The sequence below is a fragment of the Caballeronia sp. INML1 genome, from assembly GCF_023631085.1.
GTDB lineage: Bacteria > Pseudomonadota > Gammaproteobacteria > Burkholderiales > Burkholderiaceae > Caballeronia > Caballeronia turbans.
The window spans coordinates 1-22,126 of sequence record NZ_JALQDT010000076.1 but is presented as its reverse complement, the minus strand read 5'-3'; the positions used below and the strand labels follow the sequence as shown (position 1 = coordinate 22,126).

Below are 22,126 nucleotides of genomic sequence, written 5' to 3'. Positions count from 1 at the left end.
CACCTGCCGTTAATTAAAAAAAGGGACTAGAAGCTGAAACGACGTGTTTCGACGCTCGCTCGCGCTGTTCCGCGTTATCGAATGGTCATGCGATTTGGGCACCATTCCAGCGGAGCACTTCCCGATAAAAGGGCCATGCTCGCATGGTTGACGATCTGCGGATCAAGGTCGATCGCCTCGCCATCTTGTGCACAAGACATACGCGGCGGGCATCCCACCACCGAGAAATGAAAGAGACACGTCCCGAGGCCATTTCCTCCGACGATAGATTGAAGGGTGCCGCTCATTCGGCCCCATTGGGAAAGATTGATGAAACCGGCAAGGAATTCGCTGCGGTCACGCGTTGGCCGATATATCGCGTATGGTTTGATCGCGGCCGCGCTCGTAGCGGGCGTGAGCTTTCTGCATTGGCGCCACGAGTCACGGACCGCGCAGTCGCAGTCCGCGGCACTCGCGGGCGTCGCGAGCCAGATGCGCCATGACGCGTCGGCCTGGACGCATCGGGAAAAGGATGCATCGGAAATGCTGACCGATATCCGCGACAGGAACGTCGCCACGATCGGCGTCAGTCCGGATGCGATCCTCGTCTCCACGCTCAAGGGCGAGAAATACTACGTGGCCGACCATAACGGCGCGTTCTCCAATGCACTCCTGCTCGGAGACATGAAGCCGGGCGCGAGTTCGCCCTATCAGCTCGTCTGGCTGCCCGACGCCGACGTGCGAACGGGCGTGGCGCGCTGGAGCGAGATGTTTGATCGCTCGCGCGACATCCTGAGCCTCATGTTGCCGCTGCTGATGCTCGGCGGCCTCCTATGGTTCATGCGCCGCGAGATGCGCGGCGGCGCGCAGTTGCTCGGCGAGTCGCCGACGCTGCGTTTCGACGACGTCATCGGGGCGGGCGAAGCGAAGGCCGCGCTCACCGATGTCCGCGCGTGGCTGACCGAGCCTGCACAATTTACCGGCATGGGCGTGCGTGCGCCGTGCGGCATTCTGATGACGGGCGGCCCCGGCGTCGGCAAGACGCGGCTTGCGCAGGCGCTCGCGGGCGAATGCGGCGCGAACTTCATCGCGATCACGGGCAGTTACTTCAGCGCGAAGTATTACGGCGTGGGCATTCAAAAGGTGAAGCATCTGTTCGAACTCGCGCGCAAAAACGCGCCGACCGTGATCTTCATCGATGAAGCCGACGGCCTCGGCAAGCGCACTGATACCGGCGGCGGCCCGGTCGAAGCGGAGAGCAACCGCATCATCAATCAACTGCTCGCGGAGATGGACGGTTTCGCATCGAACGAAGGCGTGATCATCGTCGCTGCAACGAATCATCCGGACAATCTCGACGAAGCGCTGCGGCGCCCCGGCCGTTTCGATCGCACGGTGCAGGTGCGGCTGCCGAGCCTCGACGATCGCGCCGAGATCCTGCGTTTCTATGCGGCCAATTTGAAGAAGAAGAACGACGACATCGACTTCGAACAACTCGCGCGTCTGACGACGGGCCTGTCGCCGGCCACGCTGTCGATGATCGTCAATCAGGCGGGACTCGTCGCGCGCAAGGCCGGCGAACGCGAAGTGGCCGCGAAGCATTTCCTCGAAGCCATCAAGATCGCGCGCATCGGCGATGTCAACGGCGCGGAGCGCGCGCTGTCCGACGACGAACGCACGCGCATCGCGGTGCATGAAGCGGGTCACGGACTCGTTGCGGCGCTGCTCGGCACGGGCATGCTCGAAGAAGTGACGATCCTGCCGCGCGGCGGCGCTTTGGGCGTCGCTCTCATCACGAAGATGCAGGACAAGCATCTGTACCGTGAGACCGAACTGCGCAACGAGATTCAGGTGCTGCTCGGCGGACGCAATGCTGAACTGCTAATGTTCGACGAAGCGTCGAGCGGCGCGGCATCGGATCTTCAGGAAGCGTCGCGCATCAGTCTCGACATGGTGTCGAAATTCGGCTTCAACGAGGATGGCAACCTGTTCAGCCTCGCAGCACTTCCGCAGCAGTATGCGGGCTTGCAACTGAAGAATTCCATCGGACACGCGAACGCCTTGCTGCACGACCTGAGCGATGAATGCTTCGCGCTGCTGCGGGCGAACGAGTCGGTGTTGCGCGCGATCGCCGATCAACTGCTCGAGTCGGAGACCGTGCCGGGCGAGACGGTTTATCGGCTGATCCGCGAGCACGCTGCCGCTGTGGAGCATGTGCAAGCGGCGGTCGACGAAGTGCTGGCCGCCTGAGCGGTTCGCACCGCAAACCAAGAGCGTGGACATGTCCGCCTATCGCGCGAAAGATCCCGAGGGGCACATCTGGACCTTCGGCGTCACCGTGCAGCGCATGAAGCCCGAGCAATGGGACGAGGCGAGCGGCCTGAAAACGCGCATGCGCCTCGACTGATCCGCATCGTCGTACCGAAGGTCAGACCGCGTCGCCGCTTTTTCTTCGATACCGGTACTCGGTCGGGGACATCGAAAACTGCTTCCTGAATACCTTGGAGAATCGCTCGCCATTCGTGAGCCCCGTCCTGCGCGCGATCTTGTCGATGGGCAGATCGCTCTTGGCCAGCAACTCGCAACTGAGATTGAGGCGGGCGCGCAAGAGATACTGCGATGGCGTCAGACCCATCTCGCGCTTGAACAAACGCAGAAAGTTGCGCTCGCTCATCGCCACGGTCCGCGCGGCGTCGCCCACTGAAATCGGACGGCCGCAATTGCGTTCGAGCCAGCGCGCGGATTCCTGTGCCTTCTCCGCCAGCGTCGTCGTGGCGATGGTGCTCAGCATGATCGGCAGGTGCTGGTCATGCGACGACGCGAGCCGGTCCGCCACCGCTGTCGCAATGTCGTAGCCGAGATCGCGCTTGACGAGCGTGAGCGCGTTGATCAGCGCATCGCCGCGTTCGGTCGTTGCCAGGCCTTTCGACGGGCCGCTGTTCCATATCCCGCGCTCCACCGAAGCCCATGCGCTGCGCGAAATGTCCGCCGCTGCGAGCAGCACATCACCGTTGCTGAGCGCGCTGACTACGACGCTTTGCGAGCATGCAATGCGCAGTAGCTCGATGAGCGTTTCGTCCGCGGCGGCGCGCGTCACGCCCGGACCGCCCGCGATAAACAGCGCGTCGAAACTCTGGAATCTCTGGCCGCCCAGCCGCTCGGTCCACACGCAAACCGACGACGAACACGCGATCGCGCCGCCGCGTGCCGAAACGAGCCGGACGCTGTAATCGATGTGATTGCCCGAACCGGGAGACTGAAGCTCGGTCGCGATATGAAATGCCTCGGCGAGCGTTCCCGCACCGAGCAGCGAAAAACCGTCATACAACAGAATGCCCATGCGCTTCGTTACTTTCTCATCAGACAAGCAATACACCTTGCTGATATCTGCATCGCCGAAGGTTATGGCTTGAGAAGACATGTCGATCTCCCTGATTTCGGTTGCAGATTCGATTCGTTCGCTGCGGTGCGAAGGCCACCCTTATTCCGTATACTTTCGTGATCGTAGTGGCCAATTCGCTCCATTCTTTTCGCCGTGGCGGGCGAAAGCATGGTTTTGGCCGAGAAATGCCGCACCCGACAATTCGACATCGGCCGCCGGCGATTTCGCTATCCGATGGAAGCTGGCGAAGCGCCGAATCGCGAAGTTGACTTCGGACTCCGTATCTGTCTGTCTCCGGAGAATGCAGGTATCGAAAGCGTCGTCCTGACTGAGAAGCGGTTTAATCGATTGCGGGGCGTCGATGATGAGCAGAGTCCGCATTTTTATTCGGCCAACGCCTGGTCGAAACCCGCCTCGGCGACCGGCGCAAGGACCCGGCCAACACCTTGCCGAAATCCGTCACTCATGCGGCCGTGCACCGCATGGTGACTACCCTCTGTCAAGACCGGCCAGCTGACGAGGCTGACGAGTCGATAGCGCAAGCCGAGGCGGGTTGGCACCACGACGATTCATGGAGTCGCTCACATGAGTTTCAGCAAGCGATACTCGCAATACTACGATCTTTTCTATCACGAGAAAAACTACAAGGAAGAGGCGGCGTTCGTCACTGGCCTGCTCAGCCGCTATGGAATCGTTGGCGGCAATCTGATGGATCTCGGTTGCGGGACCGGTCGTCACGCGGTGGAACTGGCGGCTACGGGCTTCTTCGTTTCAGGTGTCGACATGAACGCGGATATGCTTGCCCGGGCCGATGCCCGACGCATCGCGCTGCCCGGCGCCGTCGCGAAGCGACTGAAGTTCCAGCAAGGCGACGCACGTACCGTCCGCACCGAAGAGATCTATAACGCCGTCGTCTCTTTGTTTCGTGTCGCAAGCTATCAGACGACCAACGCGGACTTCATGGCGATGTGCCACACCGCCGCGACGCACCTGCCGCGCTCCGGCCTGTTCCTGTTCGACTGCTGGTACGGACCCGCTGTGCTTGCCGATCCGCCCAAGGTCCGCGTCAAGCGCGCGACCAGCGACGACACCGCCGTGATCCGCATCGCCGAGCCCTTGATGCGTCCGCATGACAACACCTTCGCGGTCAATTACACCATCATGATGACGGACTGGAAAACGCAGTGCGTCGAGACCGTGCTCGAAACGCACGTCATGCGCTACATGTTCAAGCCCGAAGTGGAACTGATGCTGGATCTGAGCGGCTTCGAAGTGCTGGACAGCGTGAGGTGGATGGGCGGCGAGCTGACCGCCGCCGATCGGTCCGCGACGTTCGTCGCCCGAAAAAGATGACGTGAAGCGTCGCGCGACGATCCGCCAGGCCTGTCAGTAAGCGTTCACGCCGCGCAGTCCCTTGAAGACCGTTGCAGCGATGATCCGCATATCCAGCCCGAACGACCAGTTCCCCAGATAGTACAAATCGTGCGCGACACGCGCCTCCATCTTTTCGATACGGTCGGTTTCGCCGCGCAGGCCGTTGACCTGCGCCCAGCCGGTGATTCCCGGCTTGATCCGGTAACGATGGATATAGCCGGACACCACCTTCTGATACAGATCGTCATGCTCGATCGCGTGGGGACGCGGCCCCACGACGGACATATCTCCGCGCAGAACATTGAAGAACTGCGGCAGTTCGTCGAGGCTCGTGCGCCGCAAAAAAGCACCGACCGGCGTCACGCGCGGATCGTTACGCGTGGCCTGACTGAGCACGCCGGCCTGCTCGCTATGCAGGCGCATCGACCGAAACTTGTAGATCGTGAAGACGCGCCCGTCCGCGCCCTTGCGTCGCTGTCTGAAGAACACGGGACCGCGTGAGCTGAGCTTCACCGCAATGGCGATGCCGACGAGCAGCGGCGCCACCGCGCAGAGCGCGGCAAGCGCGAACAGCCGGTCGAATATTTCCTTCTGCAGCACCGCCCTCTGCGAGAGCGGCGAGGCAAGGAGATTGATCGCAGGAACGCCCAGTAACTCGGACACGCCGCTCTCAAAGAGCGCGAGGCTGCGCACGTCGGGGATAAAGCGCACGTTGACGAGATCATCGCGGAACTCGTTCACGAAGCGCAGGATCACGCGCTCCTGCGATAGCGGTAACGCAAGCCATACTTCATGTGCGCTGTGTTCGCGGACGTGCGCGACGAACGTATCGAAATCGTCGAAGACAGGTGCGCGGGATGTGATCGACACCTCGGGAGAGGCATTGAACACCGCGATCGTGCGAAAGCCGGAATGGCTCGCCTCCTCGATCTTCTTCGTGACCGATTCGCAATGCTTGCCGCAGCCGACGACCGCCACGTGGTGATAGTTCATGCCCGCCTGACGCATATGGGCGAGCACCGCATGCGTGACGAAGCGGCCCGCGATCATCAACCCGCCCGACATTGCGGTCCAGTAAGCGAACCAGAGGCGCGACACTTGATCGAGCCGGTGCAGCGAGAACATCAGTACGAGCGCGCAGGCCTGCACGACGAGCCAGACGAGCGACACTCGGCTCGCCAGCACGAGCTTGCTGCGCCCGCGCCACGATTCGTACACGCCGAAGCTCGGGAACAAGGTAAGCGAAAACGCAGCGGAAAACGCGGCGAACGGCATGTAATAGTCGGGACCGCCGATGTGATCGAACCTGATCCGCGACGCGATCGCTGCGCCGAAAACCACCATGCCGACATCGAACAGCCGGGCTAGCAATCCCTGTATATCGCGCATGAGAAACCCCAAGCCTGAGATGCGATGCCTTGTTCTTGACGCACCGGGTGGCGCGCGCTCAGATGCGGCCGTAGCAATCGTCCAGCCGCACGATATCGTCCTCGCCGAGATAGGAGCCCGATTGCACCTCGATGATTTCGAGTTGCACCTTGCCCGGATTCTCCAGTCGATGCCGCACGCCGAGCGGAATGAACGTCGACTCGTTTTCTGAAAGCAGGAATTGGTCCTCGCCACGCGTGACGAGCGCCGTGCCGCTCACCACGACCCAATGCTCCGCGCGATGATGATGCATCTGCAACGACAGTCGCGCGCCGGGCGCCACCACGATGCGTTTCACCTGGAAGCGTTCGCCATGCTCGATCGAATCGTAAAAGCCCCAGGGACGCCGCACCTTCCGATGCGCCTCGGCTTCGGGCGCGTGCTGCTCCCGTATGCGCGCCACGAGCCGCTTGATGTCCTGCGCATGGGATCGGTCGGCGACGAGCACGGCGTCGTCGGTATCGACGACCACGACGTTCGTCGTGCCGACGCACGCCACCAGCCGTCCGCCTTCGGAGCGCGCATAGCTGGACGTCGCGCCCTCGAATACGACGCGTCCGCTCGCAACGTTGCCGAGCCCGTCTTTCTCCATCGCTTCCCACACGGCATCCCAGGATCCGAGGTCCGACCAGCCCGCCGCAAGCGGCACGACCACGCCCTTGCATGGCGAGTCGGCCCCGCCGATATGTTCCATCACCGCGTAGTCGATCGAATCCGACGGCACGCGGCCGAACTGATGCGGACACGGGCGAATGAAGTGACCGTCCGTTTTGCCATCCTTGAGCGCCGCGATGCAGCCCGCATGCATCTCGCCGTTGAGACGCGCGAGCGCATCGAGCCAGACGCTTGCACGCACGACGAAGATGCCGCTGTTCCACCAGTAGGTTTGCGCGGCGATGTACTGCGCGGCCAGCTCGGCGGCTGGCTTTTCGACGAATCGATCGATCAGATGAGCGCCATCGCCGAGCGGCTCGCCGATGCGAATGTAGCCGAAGCCCGTATCGGGGCGCGTGGGCGGAACGCCGAGCGTCACGATCATTCCACGTTCGGCATGATTCGCCGCCGCGGAGATCGCACTGTGCAACGCGGTGAGGTCCGCAATGGAATGATCGGACGGCATGGCGACCATGATCGCGTCTTCGCGCGCATCGGCGATGGCGAGCGCCGCGAGCGTCAGCGCCGGCGCCGTGTCGCGTCGCGCCGGCTCGACGATGATGCGCGCGCCGACGCCGCATAGCCGCACCTGTTCTTCAGTCGTGAAGCGATGCTCCTCGCCGCAAACGATGACCGGTTGCGCATCGACGTCGAACTTGCCCTTGAAGCCTTCCATCCGTGTGACCGTCGCCTGTAACAACGAATCGCGTCCGACGACGCCGATCAGTTGCTTCGGAAACTGTTCGCGTGACATCGGCCAGAGGCGCGTGCCCGATCCGCCTGCAAGAATGACCGGCACGATGCGGCGGCAGAGCGGCCGATCCGCTGCTTGCCCGGATGTCGCCGTCGTTGCGTCTGCAGAACTCGTTGCGATTTGCATGGCTGAACTCCGTGGTTTGCCACATTCGTCCGTCGAAAGGAACGCTGCACCCGAAGTCATGCCCGCCGGACGGAGGTGTGAAGTTGGACCATTACCGCTGGCATCGTTTGACGAAAACGCTGCACCGACTGCCCCGGGCACGAGAGAAACCGGATCATCATGTCAAGCACCGCGGCGACCCTCTGCTCCTGCTGCGCCAGGGCGAGCGCCAGTCTGCAAGGTAGATGGAATCCGCGCCGACTCATGCGCTCGGCGACCGGATGACGTTCTCCGTCGAAGCGCCCCCCGATCAGCGAACGCTCGGCCTCATTCGTGATGTTCCAGCGCCCGATATCCCGCAAGCGTGATCAGCGCATCCCGCTTCGCTATCTGGTAGTCGGACAGCACCATCTCCTTGACGAGCGCGGCGAATGTCACCGTGGGGGCCCATCCCAGCTTCGCGTGGGCATTCGATGGATCGCCCAGCAAGGTTTCGACTTCGGTCGGCCTGAAATAGCGAGGATCGACCCGAACGATGACCGTACCCGGGGCGACCCGGCATTCCTTGGCGGACACGCTTTCCACGATACCGACCTCATCGACGCCGCTACCCTCGAAGCGAATCTTCATGCCGAGCTCGGCCGCCGCGTGGTGAACGAACTCACGAACGCTGTATTGCACGCCCGATGCGATAACGAAGTCTTCGGGCTCCCGTTGCTGAAGCATGAGCCATTGCATCTGGACATAATCGCGTGCGTGTCCCCAGTCGCGCATCGCCGCCAGATTGCCGAGATACAGACGGTCCTGTGACCCGATCGCAATGCGCGCGATGGCGCGCGTGATCTTGCGTGTGACGAAGGTCTCTCCGCGAACCGGCGATTCGTGGTTGAACAAAATCCCGTTGCACGCGTATATCCCATAGGCCTCGCGATAGTTCACCGTGATCCAGTATGCATACATCTTCGCCACGGCATAAGGACTGCGGGGATAGAACGGCGTGGACTCGCGCTGCGGCACTTCCCGAACCAGGCCGAACAATTCGGACGTGGATGCCTGATAGAAGCGGGCCGTCTTCTCGAGGCCCAATACGCGCATTGCTTCGAGAATTCGCAGAGCGCCGAGGCCGTCTGCGTTGGCCGTGTACTCGGGTTCTTCGAAGGACACCGCTACGTGGCTTTGCGCGGCCAGATTGTAGATTTCGTCGGGCTGCACGCGCTGGATGATGCGCAGAATGCTGGTCGAGTCCGTCAGGTCGCCGTGATGCAAGTGAAAACGCCGCTTTGCGACATGATCATCCTCATAGAGATGATCGATCCGGTCGGTATTGAAAAGGGAGGAACGGCGCTTCACGCCATGCACCTCATAGCCTTTGTCGAGCAGGAATTGAGCGAGATAGGAACCATCCTGACCGGTGATCCCGGTGATCAGCGCGACCTTGTTCGACATCGTTCTTTCTCCTCGTGTGCGTGTGCGACTTTCGAAGTGCAATCAGAAGGTGTCTACGGGCCTCGCCACATCCCCCGCCGAGCCGGCGCCACGATCATGCACGGCGCTGCATCCGGACTTGTCGGCGGAACATCCGCCCTGCATGCCCGGCAGGCGCGCTTATATGAGGGACGACGCGTCATGAAAGCGGGCACTCGGACGCGTTTCCTGGGTTCCTGAAGCAGAACAAGCTGAAGGGTTCGGAATTCGCCGACGAGAAACCAGATGAGCCTCGCTGCGTCCGTCGCTGTTGTGCACTGTACCTATGCCTTGCTCGCGCATGGCGATGCGACGGAAATCGCCAAGATGTTGTCGGCAGCGAAAGCACTGTCGGTAAGAACGAAACTGCGCCCGAAGCACCGGCGTGCTTCGGCAAGGCTTTGTCGGCCTACATACGGGGATAGGGAACATCGTCCATGCCGTCGGCGTCATGACCGAGCCGGGTAACGCGGAAGCACTGCCGGAGGCGATCGTAGGTCCGCTTTACCCCGCGCTAGAGAATCGTGGCTATGTTGCCGTCTTCACGGTTCTCTTTTTTGTGCATCGATCTCCTGAGTTGAAGGCATCCGTGGCGGCAACGCGGCCAATTCATCCGCAAGCGCTCCGACAGATTTTTTGATCGTCGGGTGGCCGGCGTCGCTCAGGATTTCTCGCGGCTTCGCGCGCGAAACTCGGTCGGGGACATCGAGAATTCCTTGCGGAAAAGTTTTGACAGCCTCTCTCCGTTGCTAAGCCCCGTCCGCCGCGCAATCTTGTCGACCGGGAGATCGCTACTCTCGAGCAGTTTGCATGTGAGTTCGAGCCGCGCGCGAAGCAGGTACTTCGAAGGCGTGACACCGATCTCGCGTTTGAACAAGCGCAGGAAGTTACGCTCGCTCATCGACGACATCTGCGCCGCGTGCACCACGGATATCGGCTTTGCGCAGTTTTGGACAAGCCAGCGCGCCGCTGCGCGCGCTTTCTCCGCGAGCGTCGCGTCGTACATCTCTTCGAACCTGTCGGCGAGCGAAAGGTCCGCACCGGAGCCGAGGCGGTCCGCCACACGAACGGCCAATTCCGCGCCGAGGTCTTTTTTGAGCAGCGCGAGCGAAGTCATCAAGGCCTGATCGCGCTCATGATCGTCCACGATCGCCGTTTGCGACTTGTGATGTATCTCCGGCTTCATCGAGGGCCAGTCACGTCGCGCCACGCCCGCCGCCGACAAGAGCATCTGTCCGTTACCGATCGCGGTTATCGTGACGCTCTTCGCGCTCACGCGTCGCAAGAGATCGATGAGACCGTCATCGGCTGAAGCGCGCGCGATCCCGGTCCCACCGGCGACGAAAAGATTGTCGAGGCTTTCGAACTGCCGGCCCGCCAGTTGTTCTGTCCAGACCGACATTGAAGAGGAACACGAGACGGTTCCACCACGGGCCGATACGAGGTTCACGCGATAGGTCAGGGAACGGTTCGCATCTTCCGATTGCAATTCATTTGCCGCATGCAACGCCTCCGCGACCATCCCGGCCGCGAGCAGGGAAAATCCGTCGTACAGGACGATACCGACATGTTTTACCACTGCTGAATTCCGCATCGAATAGGCGTGCCTACCCATGCAATCCACAGCTTCGAGAACGTCAGATGAAGTTGACATCACGTAGCCTCCGAGTCGTTGCGTTAATGTTCTTCGTATTGAACGAGCGAATCGACTGACGGGCGTCGTCGGACTGAGAAGTCGCTTCTGAATTTGCACGTTCAGGTTACAGGCAAGAAAAAATTGCGTCGAGGGCTGGATAAAAAATAGGCATCCATATGAAAAAACTTCCCGATCCGTTTTTAGTCTACGAATGATCACGCACGTTCGTATAGACATCCTGCATGACGCGTACAACTTAGGAGACCTTTCGCAGCCTGCGAAAGATGCGTGGTCAAACAGCAAGTTTGGCTATATACCAGTCAGATAATCCGCCATTCAAATTTGAATAGCCCTCCTTCTGCTGGAAAACGTGGACGCGGCGCCCATTAGCGCCGAATAACATTCCCGCAATCGTTTGCGCGCGGCCGCATTGGCAACGCTACGACCGCTGCCAGGTTCGACTTATCGACTGGTGAAGTCTTTTGTCTGAATACACCGGAATGAAAATCAAAGACCGATGAGTGCGGATCGACCCATGGAACAAATGAATGGCGATCCGGCAATCGATGTCCAATGGAGGACAGGGATGCCGGATCGTGAAAAGAAGCGACGGGTTAAAGATCCCGGGCTTGGGGAAAGTCCCTACGGGGTTTCAGTGAAGCCCATGCTGAAACGGACGAAAGATGCGAAAAGACAGCTTTAATTCGCCTTACAGGCAATATCATTTGGTGTGCTACGCATACAATCTTCCTGGCTGCCGCGCATTGTATCCTCTTATCAAATCGCAACGGGTTAGCGGTCCATCCGCGAACAATAGTTAATCCGGCAACGGCGCGTGCGAAGTTTCGCGACTTGCAAGCATTGTAATGAGTGCCACGCCCGCGGCTCCAACGAGATACCACGCGGGCGCCAGCTTGTTGCCCGTCGCGCTGATGAGCCACGTCGCGACGAGCGGTGCGGTACCGCCGAAGAGCGCATTCGCGGCATTGAAGCAGAAGGCAAAGCCGCTATAACGGACGCGCGTCGGGAATATCTCCGACAAGAAGCACGGCAATGTGCCATCGTTCATCGTGAGCAGCGCGCCGAACGCGACCTGGATCGCGACGATCATTGCGAAGCTCGCGCCCGCCAGTCCCTTGAAAAGCGGCACCGTCAACACCGCGAACAAGATCGATGCACCAATCAGCATCGACTTGCGTCCTACGCGGTCGGATATCGCACCCATCACGAAGATCAGGCCGATGTATGCCGTGAGCGAAATGGTCGCCGCAATGAACGAGGCGCTCTCGCTCATCCCCATTTCAGTAGAGAGATACGTCGGCATGTAGCTCAGCACCAGATAGAACGCCACCGCATTCAGGCACGTTACGCCGAATGCAATCAGCATTCTCCCGCGATGCTTCGACAGCAATTCAGCTATCGGCGCCTGCGCGGCTTGATGATTCTTCTCCATTGCCTTGAAACGCGGCGTGTCCTCGAGCTTCACGCGGATATATCGACCGATAAGACCAAACGGCGCGGCCAGAAGAAAAGGCAGACGCCAGCCGAAGGACTGCAACTGCTCGCTCGTGAGCGCGGCATGCATCAGAACAACGAGGACCGAGCCCAACAGCAAGCCCGCCGCCGTGCTGGCGGGCACGATGCTCGTATAGATGCCGCGCCGTTTGTCCGGTGCGTATTCGGCGAGGAACGCAGCCGCGCCCGCATACTCACCCGATGCAGAAAAGCCCTGCACGACGCGCACGAGAAGCAGCAGAACCGGCGCTAGCATGCCGACCTGCGCATAAGTCGGAAGCAATGCAATGAGAAAGGTCGAACACGACATGATAAGAATCGACAGAGACAGCGATGTCCGCCTTCCTATCCTGTCGCCCACATGGCCCCACACGATGCCGCCGATCGGCCTCACGATGAACGAGATCGCGAACACGCCGTAAGTGGCGAGCAAACCCGTCGCGCCGTCGGTCTTCGGGAAGAACACGACGGCGATGATGGTCGCCAGATAGCCATAAGACGCATAATCGAACCACTCGACGAAATTGCCGATGAAGCTCGCACAAGCCGCACGCTTCAATATCTGCGGATCGACTTGCGTGCTCTCCTTGTGCGATACCTCGGGCATCGCGACCTGCGCGGCGACTGCTCTTTCCGTATTCATCGACTGTCTCCCGACATGATGATGCGATTGCTTCATGCGAGCCGGCGGCGACGCCGCCGCCGGATCGTGCCTTGGCCGTTCAGGCCGGGATGATGTTGTGCTCCGGTCCGTAAGGGAAGCCTGTGATGTTCGTAGCGCCCTTCTCCCCGACGACGAGGATGTCGTGTTCGCGATAACCCCCGGCACCGGGCAGGCCTTGCGGAAGCATGATCATCGGCTCCATCGAGACGACCATGTTCGGTTCGAGCACCGTGTCGATGTCCTCGCGAAGTTCGAGGCCCGCTTCGCGACCGTAATAGTGCGAGAGCACGCCGAACGAATGGCCATAACCGAATGTGCGGTATTGCAATACGCCGTATTCGGCATAGATCTTGTTGAGCTCGCTCGCGATATCGCAGCATCGAGCACCCGGCTTGATGAGCTTCAGCCCCGCCTCATGAACTTCGACGTTGATCTTCCACAACCGCATATGGGCGTCGGAGCAATGATCGAAGAACATGGTGCGTTCAAGCGCCGTGTAGTATCCCGCGATCATCGAAAAGCAATTGAGGCTGAGGATGTCGCCCTTTTCCACCTTGCGCGTGGTGACGGGATTGTGCGCGCCATCTGTATTGATGCCGGACTGGAACCAGGTCCAGGTATCCATGAGTTCTGAATCGGGAAAGCGGCGGGCGATCTCGCGCACCATTGCCTGCGTGGATGCGAGCGCCACTTCATGCTCGGGCACGCCTTCGTGAACGGCCTTTGCGAGCGCAGCGCCGCCGACGTCGCACACGTTCGCACCATGCTTGATCACATCGATTTCTTCCGCCGATTTGATCATGCGCATGCGCATCGTCTGCACGCCGATATCGACGAGTTCCACCGACGGCAGCGCAGCCTTCAGCTTCGATAACATCTCGACCGAGAGCTGATCGAATTCGACGCCCACACGTCCCTTGTTTTCGATTTCACCTTGTACGGCGCGGAAAAAGTTATCGCGCTGCCAGTCGGTATAGACGACGTTATAGTCCCCCACGGTGCGCCGCCACGGCTGTCCGCCGTCGATGTTCGCGGAAATTGACACGACTTTCTTCGGCGTGACGACGAGACCGTACTTCCGGCCGAACGAACAATATAGAAAGTCGGCGTAATAGTTGATGTTGTGATACGACGTGAACAGGACGACATCGACGTTCTCGCGCGCCATCAATTCGCGCAGCCTGCCGTGGCGATTCGCGTATTCGGCATCGGAGAACGTGTGCGTGGCTTTGTCGCCGTTCTCGATGCGGATAAGGTTCTCCATTTTCATGCACTCAGCTCCTCGGTGAAAGTCCGTTGGTGTGAGTGAATGGTAGGAGCCTGGCGGTTTTGGATATTTCCCGATTCGACGTCAAAATTCGGCTTTTCGACATCGAGGGTTAACCACGAACGACGCCTGTGAGCGCTGCTTCAAAGGGCCTTTTGATAGCGCCGGCGATCGGCTATCGGCGAGATGTTGAACTGCGCCTTATAGCGCGTCGAGAAATGGGACAGGGACGTGAAGCCGGTGCGCTCGCATACGTCTTCGAGCGTGCGCGCGGTTCTATACAGCAATTGACGCGCGCGCAGCAGGCGTATTTCGAGGTAAGCCTGCGCCGGTGTCCTGTCGAGGCGCTCCTGAAACCATCGCTCGAGTTGACGTTGGGATACCTTCACGAATGCCGCGATCTCCGCGATGCTGAGCGTCTCCTCGATATTGCTTTCCATGACCTGCAGTGCTTCATCGAGCTTGGCGTGTGCGTCGCCGGTGTATTGCCTGAGCGACGTCACCTGGCGCTCTTCGTGACCGCGCCGCTCCGCGACGAGCAATTCGAGCACACGCGCCGCGAGTGCGGGGCTGCCCGGCGGAAGCGACAGCAAATGCACCATCAGATCGAGCGGGGCAACGCCGCCGCTGCACGTGTACCGGTCACGATCCACTTCATAGAGCCGATTGGATACGGTGAGCTTCGGAAACTGCTCCAGCAGCGTGTCCTGATCCTCCCAGTGAATCGTGCAGCGATAGCCATTGAGCAGGCCGGCGCGCGCAAGAAAATAGCTGCCCGTATCGAGACCGCCGAGCGCGCTGCCGCGACGCGCCTGCAAGCGGAGCCAGTCCATGATCGCGCCAATACCCTTGCGCGGAATCGGATTCGGCCCGACGACGAACACGGCGTCGAACTCGGCCGCCTCCGGCATCGCGACATCGGGAATCACGCGGATGCCGTCGCTCGAACGCACGGCGTTACCGTTCGTGCCAATGAGCGTGTACTCGTAGACCACGCGCTCGACGAGCATATTGGCAATGCGGAGCGGATCGACCGCCGTGCCGAGAGCGATCAGCGAAAAGTTTTCCAGAAGCAAGAAGCCGATTCGCATCACACGCAGATCGTGCATGCCGAGATGGGCACGCCGCGTCTTGTCGGGCAGATTGGCGGCGGACGGCATGAGAGGTCGCTTGGCTCCCGTATCACACCATCACTTCGGGATAGTGCTCGATGTATTCCTCACCCTGGCACCCGGAATAGACAACACATCTGCGAATCAGATCGACGTCGTAGCGAACCACGCCGGCATTCCACGCGCTCTGAAGGAACTCGGGGAACGTGCTTTGGCCCGCCTGATCCGTCCGCAACGCTTTGATCAGTGCGCCGCGATCGAATGCCGGCACGTCGAGTGCGCCCTGCGCTAACGGCGCACCTTGCTGAATCACAGCACCGCGCGTCGTCATATAAAGACTCTGGCACGAGGGCAGAAACCAGACGTTCTTGCTGACGCCAGCCTGCCGAAGCACTTCCGCGAGATATGGAAATCCGCCGGACTTCGGTGTGCCGTTCATTGCGCGTCGTTGGGCGGCGGCAAGATTTTCGATCGCCTCACTCATTCCTTCTCCATTCATCGAGGATCATTCGATAGGGATCTCGCGAATCTGATTAAGCTCGGCGAGCTTTTGCAGGAGATCGCGAAGTGTGTTGCGCTCCGATTCGTCGAGCACGGAAAAGAAATGGTCGTCATTACCGTCGGCAATGGCGGTCAGTTTAGGTAGCAAGCGACGCGCGTCGCGTGTAAGCGACAGTATTTGCACACGGCTGTCATCAGCACTTGCGACGCGCGAGACGAGCCCTTTTGATTCGAGCTTGTCGAGAATCTTCGAAACGGCGCCCCTCGTCATCCCGATCGAAGCGGCCATTGCCGAGTTCGTCGAGTTGGCACGGTTCGCGATATGGTTCAGCGCAACCCATTCGGCCACGGAGATCTGCCGATCCGACAAGGCGCGTGCAAATGCGTCCGATACCTCGTTCGATACGAGCCTCATCCAGTATCCGAGGTGGCGCTCAAGAGGATCATGCGTGGCAGACAGGTTAGTCACAGATCGAATCACATTTTATGTTTCCGTGGAAACAATTTTAGTTTCCACGGAAACATATGTCAAGCTACCATCTGTGCGTTTTTCAGTACGCTGCAATGCGTACGCGATATTGCCAGCGCCGTAGACGCATACTATGGAATGTATGTCCGGGGATGAACTCCGCAAAACGCCGGCTTGAAACGAGAGAAGAATCAACACTTGAAAATGATCTGGCTCGCGAACGCGACTCTCGTACTGCACGCGCTGATCGTGATTTTTATCGTCGGCGGATTGATCGCGATCTGGAGCGGCGCCGCGTTCGGACGCAACTGGGCGCGCAACCGCGCGTTTCGCAGAGCGCACATCTTTGCCATCGCCATCGTCGCGGCACTCGCCGTCGCGGGCCTCCCCTGCCCGCTCACCGTTCTGGAAGATCAGTTGCGCGCCGGGGCGCCCGGCGCGCAAGGCTTCGTGCAGCGTTGGGTCGGCGCCTGCCTGTACTGGGACTTGCCGGGCTGGGCGTTCACGCTCGCCTATGTCGCATTCTTCCTCGCTGTGGTCGTGACTTGGCGCCGCATTCCGCCTGACGCGTGAACGGATTGAGATTCAGAACGACGTGCGGGGAAGATAGCCGCTCGGCCTGCCCTGGAGCTTGCGGCTCACCTTGAGGGCGAGCAATACCGGTTTGGTGATATGCGGGCGCAGGATCGCATGTTTGCGCACATACCTTGGAACGTACCATTCGGAACGCGTGCCCGCGTAGAACAGGGCAGCGTGTCCCGCGCGCAGCGTGCGCGGTTCTTGCCCTTCGGCGGTGATGATAACTTCGCCTTCGATCACGTAAATCGTCTCGTCTTCTTCGAAGTACCAGTTGAAACGGCCGGCGGTGCAGTCCCAGACCCAGGAGGAAGTCGTGGTATCGAGACTTTGCGACCACCTGCCGCTGCGGGCAACGGGATTGCCTTCGAGGATCCACGCCGGGTCGATCGGATCGGGCTCCAGCAACACGTCATCCAGACGCACGGACTCGAAAACGGGACTTGTCATGAAGGCTCCTTTTTACGTTGCAGCTCATCGGTCATAAACAGAGCGAGGCTCCGTCGGAAGGCGTCGGTGCCTTGCGCTCAGGGCGATCCGCATTGGTCTGATCGCATTAATAGACAAATTCGCCAGAACCCGGTTCGCGACATACATTACAGTTTGTAATGTATGTCCATCATACCTTGCCGCAGAACGGTGCAAACAGAAAAGACGTTCCTTGTATGACAAATCGCACTCGACTTCGTCACGAACGTTGCGGATCAATGCGCACCGAAGCGCTTGCGCATCGAACGAAAGAGCACGTCGAGCATTGCTTTGCACTTCGTTTCCCCAACCGTAGATCCGGTCTGCGAGTTGCGCGCGGGAAAGAATTGCGTCAGGTCGCTCGAAAAGCGCGTGCATCAACGCGAATTGCCGTGCGGACAACGGCGACGCGACACGCTCGCGCCAAAGCGTGCGGCGGTCGATATCGATCGCATCGGGATTCGCTCGGCTGGGCGTGCGTCACATCACCGATAGCAAGCGCGAACGCGGCAAGAAGAAGGGAATGCACGGAAGAATTCTGCGCATGCGCCGCCGCGCTGAGCCGCGCGAATGTCCGGAAACGGTTGTGCCTCCAATCCGATCGTAGAGACACTAAACCAGCTCACTGTTAGCGACTCTCGTTTCAGGCAGCGCGCTTCAACGATGCCCATGCCGCTTCACGAAATCCATCAAGGCAGCAAACGCGGGAGGAATGGCTGGATCCGCGGCCTTGAGCCGCAGCGCGTCGCCGCCATCGATGTTAATCCGGTAAGTGCGGCCGTCCGGCACCGGCTTCGCGGCGCGCGGGCCCGGCGCGCTTGCCTCGTCGCGCGCCGCAGCGACGAGGCGCGCGAACTCGGCGCCGTCTTGCGCCGACAGGTCGCCTTCGTCGAGTATCACAGGCCGTGCAAGTCCTGGAAAGGCGGCGAATCCGCCATCGGTCGTCAGCTCCGCATGCATCGAAGGCTCCCGTGACGTTTGATGCAAGGCGCAGCCCATGCAAATCAAGGCCGCACCAAGAAAGAGTCCAGTCGTCACAATACACCGACCTCGGTCCATCCTTTCCTGACCGCCGACGACTCCGCGCTGCTCGCGCCATAGAGCTTGCTCGCGGTGGAGAGCGTCAACTTCGCGAACGTCTTGAAGGTCGCCGTCGGCTTGAGATGCGAGTCGGTCAGGGTCTCGTACCAGATCCGTCCCGCCTTCTCCCACGCATATCCGCCGATTTCCAGCGCGGTCACGCAAAAGGCCTTGTTCGGAATGCCCGAATTGATATGCACGCCGCCATTGTCCTGCGTCGTGCGAACGTAATGGCTCATGTGGTCCGGCTGCGGGTCTTTGCCGAGTCTCGGATCGTCGTAGGCGGTGCCGGGATTTTTCATCGACCGCAACGCGACGCCGTTCACGCCGTTGGCGAGCAGTCCTTCGCCGATGAGCCAGTCCGCCTTGTCGGCCGTCTCTTTGTTCGCATACTGCTTGATGAGCGAACCGAACACATCCGACACCGATTCGTTCAACGCGCCCGCCTGCGCCATATAGTTCAGACTCGCGGTGTGCTCCGTCACACCATGCGTCAACTCATGACCGATCACGTCGAGCGCGATGGTGAAACGATTGAACAGTTCTCCATCGCCGTCGCCGAAGACCATCTGCTGTGAATTCCAGAATGCGTTGTCGTAATCGGTTCCGAAATGAACCGTTCCGGTGAGCGGCAATCCCGCATCGTCGATGGAGTTGCGGTGGAACACCTCGAGATAGAACTCGAAGGTCGCGCCGAGTCCGTCATACGCCTCGTCGACTGCATCGTCGTTCACGGGCTTCCCGCCTTCAGCCCGAACCACCGTGCCCGGCAGCGTCTCTGTGTGGTTGGCCGTGTAGATCGTCCTGTTCGCGGAAGGGGCCGCAGCCGTGGGCATCGGCGCGGCACGCCGTGGCGCGAGTGCTGCCTGCACGGAACGGAAATGCCGCATCGTGTGGTCCGTCGACAAGGTGTCGATGGCGATCTCACGCTGTTTCGCATCACCATGTTTTGCGATGTGCTCGAGCATATGCGGCGGGAGAATGCAGTAAATCGAACGCGGACGTTCCGGCTTCGGGTGATTGCACATGATGCTGTCCTTTTTCATAGCGATTGGGATGGCGACCGCAGCTACGACGAAGAATCTAGACGATGAAACTGAATAGTCAATGCGGCGCTTTTACCGAAACGTGGCGAGACGCGAGGTCCTCGTGAACTGCTTCATGCACGTGTAACGAGTGGACGTCGTTTTTCGAGTCTACAAAACACATAGGTATGCTTACTATATTGATGATAAAGAGAAAGAAAGTCACCGTTTGCGGCTTGCGGATAAACATCTGCTCCTGACCGGCGATTTTTGAAGCCCGCCTGCATGCGTCTCCCGGTCATCTGAAGGTTTACGCAAATCATCAGTTTGTTGGCCACCGCACCGAAAAGACGAATCGAAAAGATGTTAAATCTTCCAAAACGTGCAATGAGAAACTCAAGAAAATGCGCGACCTTATTAGAAAATTCGGCGGCCGAGGGACGCGTGACGCTGCCAGCGTCGCGTTTTACCGAAGCACGCGCGCCTGCATCGGTAATTTCGGAAGGGGAGGCGACGCATGACGCCGCTTGTCTTCGGGGGCCGTTTCGGGTGGCTTCATGCGGGTCAGGGAAGCCACGGCGTCGTGCTGTGCAATCCCTTCGGACATGAGGAGGCGTGGGGACACAAGGCCATGCGCTATCTCGCCGAGGAGCTTTCCCGGCGGGACATTCCGGTCCTGCGCTTCGACTATCTTGCAACGGGCGATTCGGTGGGCATCGATCACGAAAGCGATCGGCTCGACGACTTCGTCGCGGATATCGGCGCGGCGGTCGAACGCTTGAGGCATGAAACAGGCGTGACCAGGGTCACGTTGTGCGGCTTGCGTCTGGGCGGAACATTGGCGGCGCTCGCATCGCATCATCCGCTCGTGGATTCGCTCGCACTGCTCGCGCCCGTCGTGAAGGGACGCCACTATCTGCGCGAATTGACTGCCTTGCGCAGCACGTGGGTCGAGAATCTTCCCCTCGACGTGCGCGCCCGGCAGATGGATTCGCCCTATCACGTGCTCGGTCAGGTTTATAGCGAAGCGTTTCGCAACCGGTTGAGCGGCCTCGATCTCGGCAAGTCCATGAGCCGTCATCCCGCTCTACCCAAGCGCGTGTTCGTGGCCGATATGCGGCCCGGCGCGAGTCAGTCGCTCTGCACCGCATTGCGCGATCGTGGCGTCGACGTGCAAGCGGACAGCTTCGACGACTATTTCGAATTCATGCAGGAGACGGCCTCGTCGACGTTGCCGGAGAAAACGCTCAAGCGGACTGCGCAATGGATCGCCCAAGGCATGGCCGAAGACGAGCTCGGCGACCTCGCGCCGGCTCGCACGAGAAAGGCGTCCCGGCCGAGCATGAGCGACGATGCGATCATCGAAACGCCGGAGGCCGTTGAGCGCCCGGTGATCTTCGGCGCGGCCGGACTCTTCGGCATCTTGTGCGAGCCGCGCGACAGACTCGCGGGCGGGCCTGTCATCGTCATCACCAACACGGCGGGCAGCGTGCATCAGGGCGACAGCCGTCTGTCCGTGCGCTTCGCGCGGGAAATGGCGCAACGCGGTATCGCATCGTTGCGCTTCGACGCGCGCGGCATCGGCGATAGCCCCGCCCGCTCGCCCGACGGAACGCTGGACACGATGGCCTCGATTCATGCGGAAAGCACGATCGATGACGTCGCGACCGCGGGCGCATGGCTCAAGCGCAAGGGCTACGACAACGTCATCGCGTTCGGCATCTGCTCGGGCGCGTATAGCGCGTTGCGCGCATCGCTCGTCGAGCCGGCTATCGCGGCCGTGATCGCCGTGAACCTCCAGCGTTTCTACATACCCGAGCGGCTGACCCTGCAGGAACTCAGGAACCAGCGGCGCAACACGATGGCGCGTCTCGGGCCGGCCATCCTGAAGCCCGGGAAATGGTGGCTCGTGCTGAGCGGTCAACGCGGGTTCAAGCCGATCCTCAAGGCTTTCGCATCGAATGCGGCGGCGCGGCTGCAGTCGCAGTTGCTCGGCGTAACCCGCAGGAAACCGGTGCATGCAGGCGGCAACGAATCGCTCACGGACCCGCACAGTGTCGTTCACGCCCTCGAACGCAAGGGCGTGCGCACGTTGCTCGTGTACGGCGCGGGTGACGAAGGCCTCGATCAACTCAATGCCCACTTCGGCCGCCATGGGAAGAAGCTCTCGCGAACGGCGAGAGTGAAGGCCGCCGTTTGCGGGGATGTCGATCACGCGCTCTATGACACGCGCGCGCTGGCGAGCGTGATTGCGCTGTCCGAGACGTTCATTCAGGATCTGCAGCCACGAAGCGTGCCGGTGATGGAACCTGTCGCACCGCTCGGCGTTTCCCAGCAACTTTGAGTTGATCTTCATCACCTCGTCTTCGGTACGGTCGCGACCTGCTTTCTCTTGCGCGGGTCCGTATCGAAGACGACATGCCTCAATCGCGACGATGTTCGTCCGACGCCAACATCCCTCCCCGATCTGTTTTTCGCCGACCGACACGTTGCCTCGATTTTCGCTTCGAAGAAACGATGCAAAGCCGCGTCATCTTCTTGTTTTCTCCATTGATATCAGCCGGTTAGATTAACCGAACAGATCTTCTAGCCTTGCCTGGCACAGCCCTCGCATATGTAGCTGCGAGCGCAACGATTGATGCTCATCCAACCAAACCCAGTCCAGGAGCTACA

19 protein-coding genes and 1 pseudogene are annotated in these 22,126 nt (G+C 60.3%); 6 read left to right on the top strand and 14 right to left on the bottom strand.

Annotation, left to right across the window (positions count from 1 at the left end):
• The first annotated feature begins 309 nt into the window (after window positions 1-309).
• Entirely contained in the window at window positions 310-2,229 is a 1,920-nt protein-coding gene (locus tag NCR38_RS30320; RefSeq protein WP_061121354.1) for an AAA family ATPase, read from the top strand.
• 31 nt (window positions 2,230-2,260) lie between these two features.
• Window positions 2,261-2,386, top strand: a complete 126-nt coding sequence (locus NCR38_RS34255; protein ID WP_284502455.1) for a hypothetical protein — start codon at window positions 2,261-2,263, stop codon at window positions 2,384-2,386.
• Between the two features lie 21 nt (window positions 2,387-2,407).
• Here NCR38_RS34255 and NCR38_RS30315 read toward each other — a convergent pair whose 3' ends face one another.
• Entirely contained in the window at window positions 2,408-3,400 is a 993-nt protein-coding gene (locus NCR38_RS30315) for a GlxA family transcriptional regulator (RefSeq protein ID WP_061121355.1), read from the bottom strand.
• A gap of 546 nt (window positions 3,401-3,946) precedes the next feature.
• On the opposite strand from NCR38_RS30315, the gene NCR38_RS30310 reads away from it, so the two are divergent.
• The gene (locus tag NCR38_RS30310) at window positions 3,947-4,714 is read left to right on the top strand and encodes a class I SAM-dependent methyltransferase (RefSeq protein WP_061121358.1); all 768 of its coding nucleotides are present in this window, start codon (window positions 3,947-3,949) and stop codon (window positions 4,712-4,714) included.
• Between the two features lie 33 nt (window positions 4,715-4,747).
• On the opposite strand, the gene NCR38_RS30305 is transcribed toward NCR38_RS30310, so the two are convergent.
• From NCR38_RS30305 to NCR38_RS30290, 4 genes are all read right to left on the bottom strand, one after another.
• The gene (locus tag NCR38_RS30305; protein WP_061121359.1) at window positions 4,748-6,124 is read right to left on the bottom strand and encodes an undecaprenyl-phosphate glucose phosphotransferase; all 1,377 of its coding nucleotides are present in this window, start codon (window positions 6,122-6,124) and stop codon (window positions 4,748-4,750) included.
• 58 nt (window positions 6,125-6,182) lie between these two features.
• Window positions 6,183-7,697 carry a mannose-1-phosphate guanylyltransferase/mannose-6-phosphate isomerase gene (locus tag NCR38_RS30300; RefSeq protein ID WP_250478095.1) on the bottom strand — a complete coding sequence of 505 codons (1,515 nt, stop codon included), beginning with the start codon at window positions 7,695-7,697 and terminating at the stop codon, window positions 6,183-6,185.
• Window positions 7,698-8,003: 306 nt separating this feature from the next.
• A complete protein-coding gene (gmd, locus tag NCR38_RS30295; protein ID WP_061121362.1) occupies window positions 8,004-9,122 on the bottom strand; it encodes a GDP-mannose 4,6-dehydratase in 1,119 nt (372 codons plus the stop codon).
• Between the two features lie 679 nt (window positions 9,123-9,801).
• The gene (locus tag NCR38_RS30290) at window positions 9,802-10,794 is read right to left on the bottom strand and encodes a GlxA family transcriptional regulator (RefSeq protein ID WP_061121363.1); all 993 of its coding nucleotides are present in this window, start codon (window positions 10,792-10,794) and stop codon (window positions 9,802-9,804) included.
• Window positions 10,795-11,311: 517 nt separating this feature from the next.
• On the opposite strand from NCR38_RS30290, the gene NCR38_RS30285 reads away from it, so the two are divergent.
• Window positions 11,312-11,479 carry a hypothetical protein gene (locus NCR38_RS30285; RefSeq protein ID WP_250478094.1) on the top strand — a complete coding sequence of 56 codons (168 nt, stop codon included), beginning with the start codon at window positions 11,312-11,314 and terminating at the stop codon, window positions 11,477-11,479.
• 114 nt (window positions 11,480-11,593) lie between these two features.
• On the opposite strand, the gene NCR38_RS30280 is transcribed toward NCR38_RS30285, so the two are convergent.
• From NCR38_RS30280 to NCR38_RS30260, 5 genes are all read right to left on the bottom strand, one after another.
• Window positions 11,594-12,934 (bottom strand): MFS transporter, encoded by a 1,341-nt coding sequence (locus tag NCR38_RS30280; protein WP_409241447.1) that lies wholly within the window; start codon window positions 12,932-12,934, stop codon window positions 11,594-11,596.
• A 79-nt stretch (window positions 12,935-13,013) separates the two neighbouring features.
• Entirely contained in the window at window positions 13,014-14,225 is a 1,212-nt protein-coding gene (locus tag NCR38_RS30275) for a M24 family metallopeptidase (protein WP_061121364.1), read from the bottom strand.
• Window positions 14,226-14,365: 140 nt separating this feature from the next.
• On the bottom strand, window positions 14,366-15,382 hold the full coding sequence (locus NCR38_RS30270) for a GlxA family transcriptional regulator (RefSeq protein ID WP_061121365.1): 1,017 nt from the start codon (window positions 15,380-15,382) through the stop codon (window positions 14,366-14,368).
• A 22-nt stretch (window positions 15,383-15,404) separates the two neighbouring features.
• Window positions 15,405-15,818, bottom strand: a complete 414-nt coding sequence (locus tag NCR38_RS30265; protein WP_061121366.1) for a DUF1398 domain-containing protein — start codon at window positions 15,816-15,818, stop codon at window positions 15,405-15,407.
• Window positions 15,819-15,839: 21 nt separating this feature from the next.
• Entirely contained in the window at window positions 15,840-16,304 is a 465-nt protein-coding gene (locus NCR38_RS30260; protein ID WP_250478093.1) for a MarR family winged helix-turn-helix transcriptional regulator, read from the bottom strand.
• Window positions 16,305-16,508: 204 nt separating this feature from the next.
• Between NCR38_RS30260 and NCR38_RS30255 the strand changes: the two genes are divergently transcribed.
• Entirely contained in the window at window positions 16,509-16,877 is a 369-nt protein-coding gene (locus NCR38_RS30255; RefSeq protein WP_061121367.1) for a DUF2784 domain-containing protein, read from the top strand.
• A 12-nt stretch (window positions 16,878-16,889) separates the two neighbouring features.
• On the opposite strand, the gene NCR38_RS30250 is transcribed toward NCR38_RS30255, so the two are convergent.
• From NCR38_RS30250 to NCR38_RS30235, 4 genes and pseudogenes are all read right to left on the bottom strand, one after another.
• Window positions 16,890-17,330: a cupin domain-containing protein gene (locus NCR38_RS30250; protein ID WP_061121368.1), complete on the bottom strand. Its 441-nt coding sequence runs from the start codon at window positions 17,328-17,330 to the stop codon at window positions 16,890-16,892.
• 240 nt (window positions 17,331-17,570) lie between these two features.
• A pseudogene (locus tag NCR38_RS34555) lies at window positions 17,571-17,801 on the bottom strand (winged helix-turn-helix domain-containing protein); the annotation flags it as partial.
• Between the two features lie 204 nt (window positions 17,802-18,005).
• Window positions 18,006-18,308 (bottom strand): protealysin inhibitor emfourin, encoded by a 303-nt coding sequence (locus NCR38_RS30240; protein ID WP_061121370.1) that lies wholly within the window; start codon window positions 18,306-18,308, stop codon window positions 18,006-18,008.
• A 74-nt stretch (window positions 18,309-18,382) separates the two neighbouring features.
• The gene (locus tag NCR38_RS30235; RefSeq protein ID WP_061121377.1) at window positions 18,383-19,456 is read right to left on the bottom strand and encodes a M4 family metallopeptidase; all 1,074 of its coding nucleotides are present in this window, start codon (window positions 19,454-19,456) and stop codon (window positions 18,383-18,385) included.
• A gap of 514 nt (window positions 19,457-19,970) precedes the next feature.
• Here NCR38_RS30235 and NCR38_RS30230 point away from each other — a divergent pair.
• The gene (locus NCR38_RS30230) at window positions 19,971-21,797 is read left to right on the top strand and encodes a serine aminopeptidase domain-containing protein (RefSeq protein WP_061121371.1); all 1,827 of its coding nucleotides are present in this window, start codon (window positions 19,971-19,973) and stop codon (window positions 21,795-21,797) included.
• Window positions 21,798-22,126: the final 329 nt, after the last annotated feature.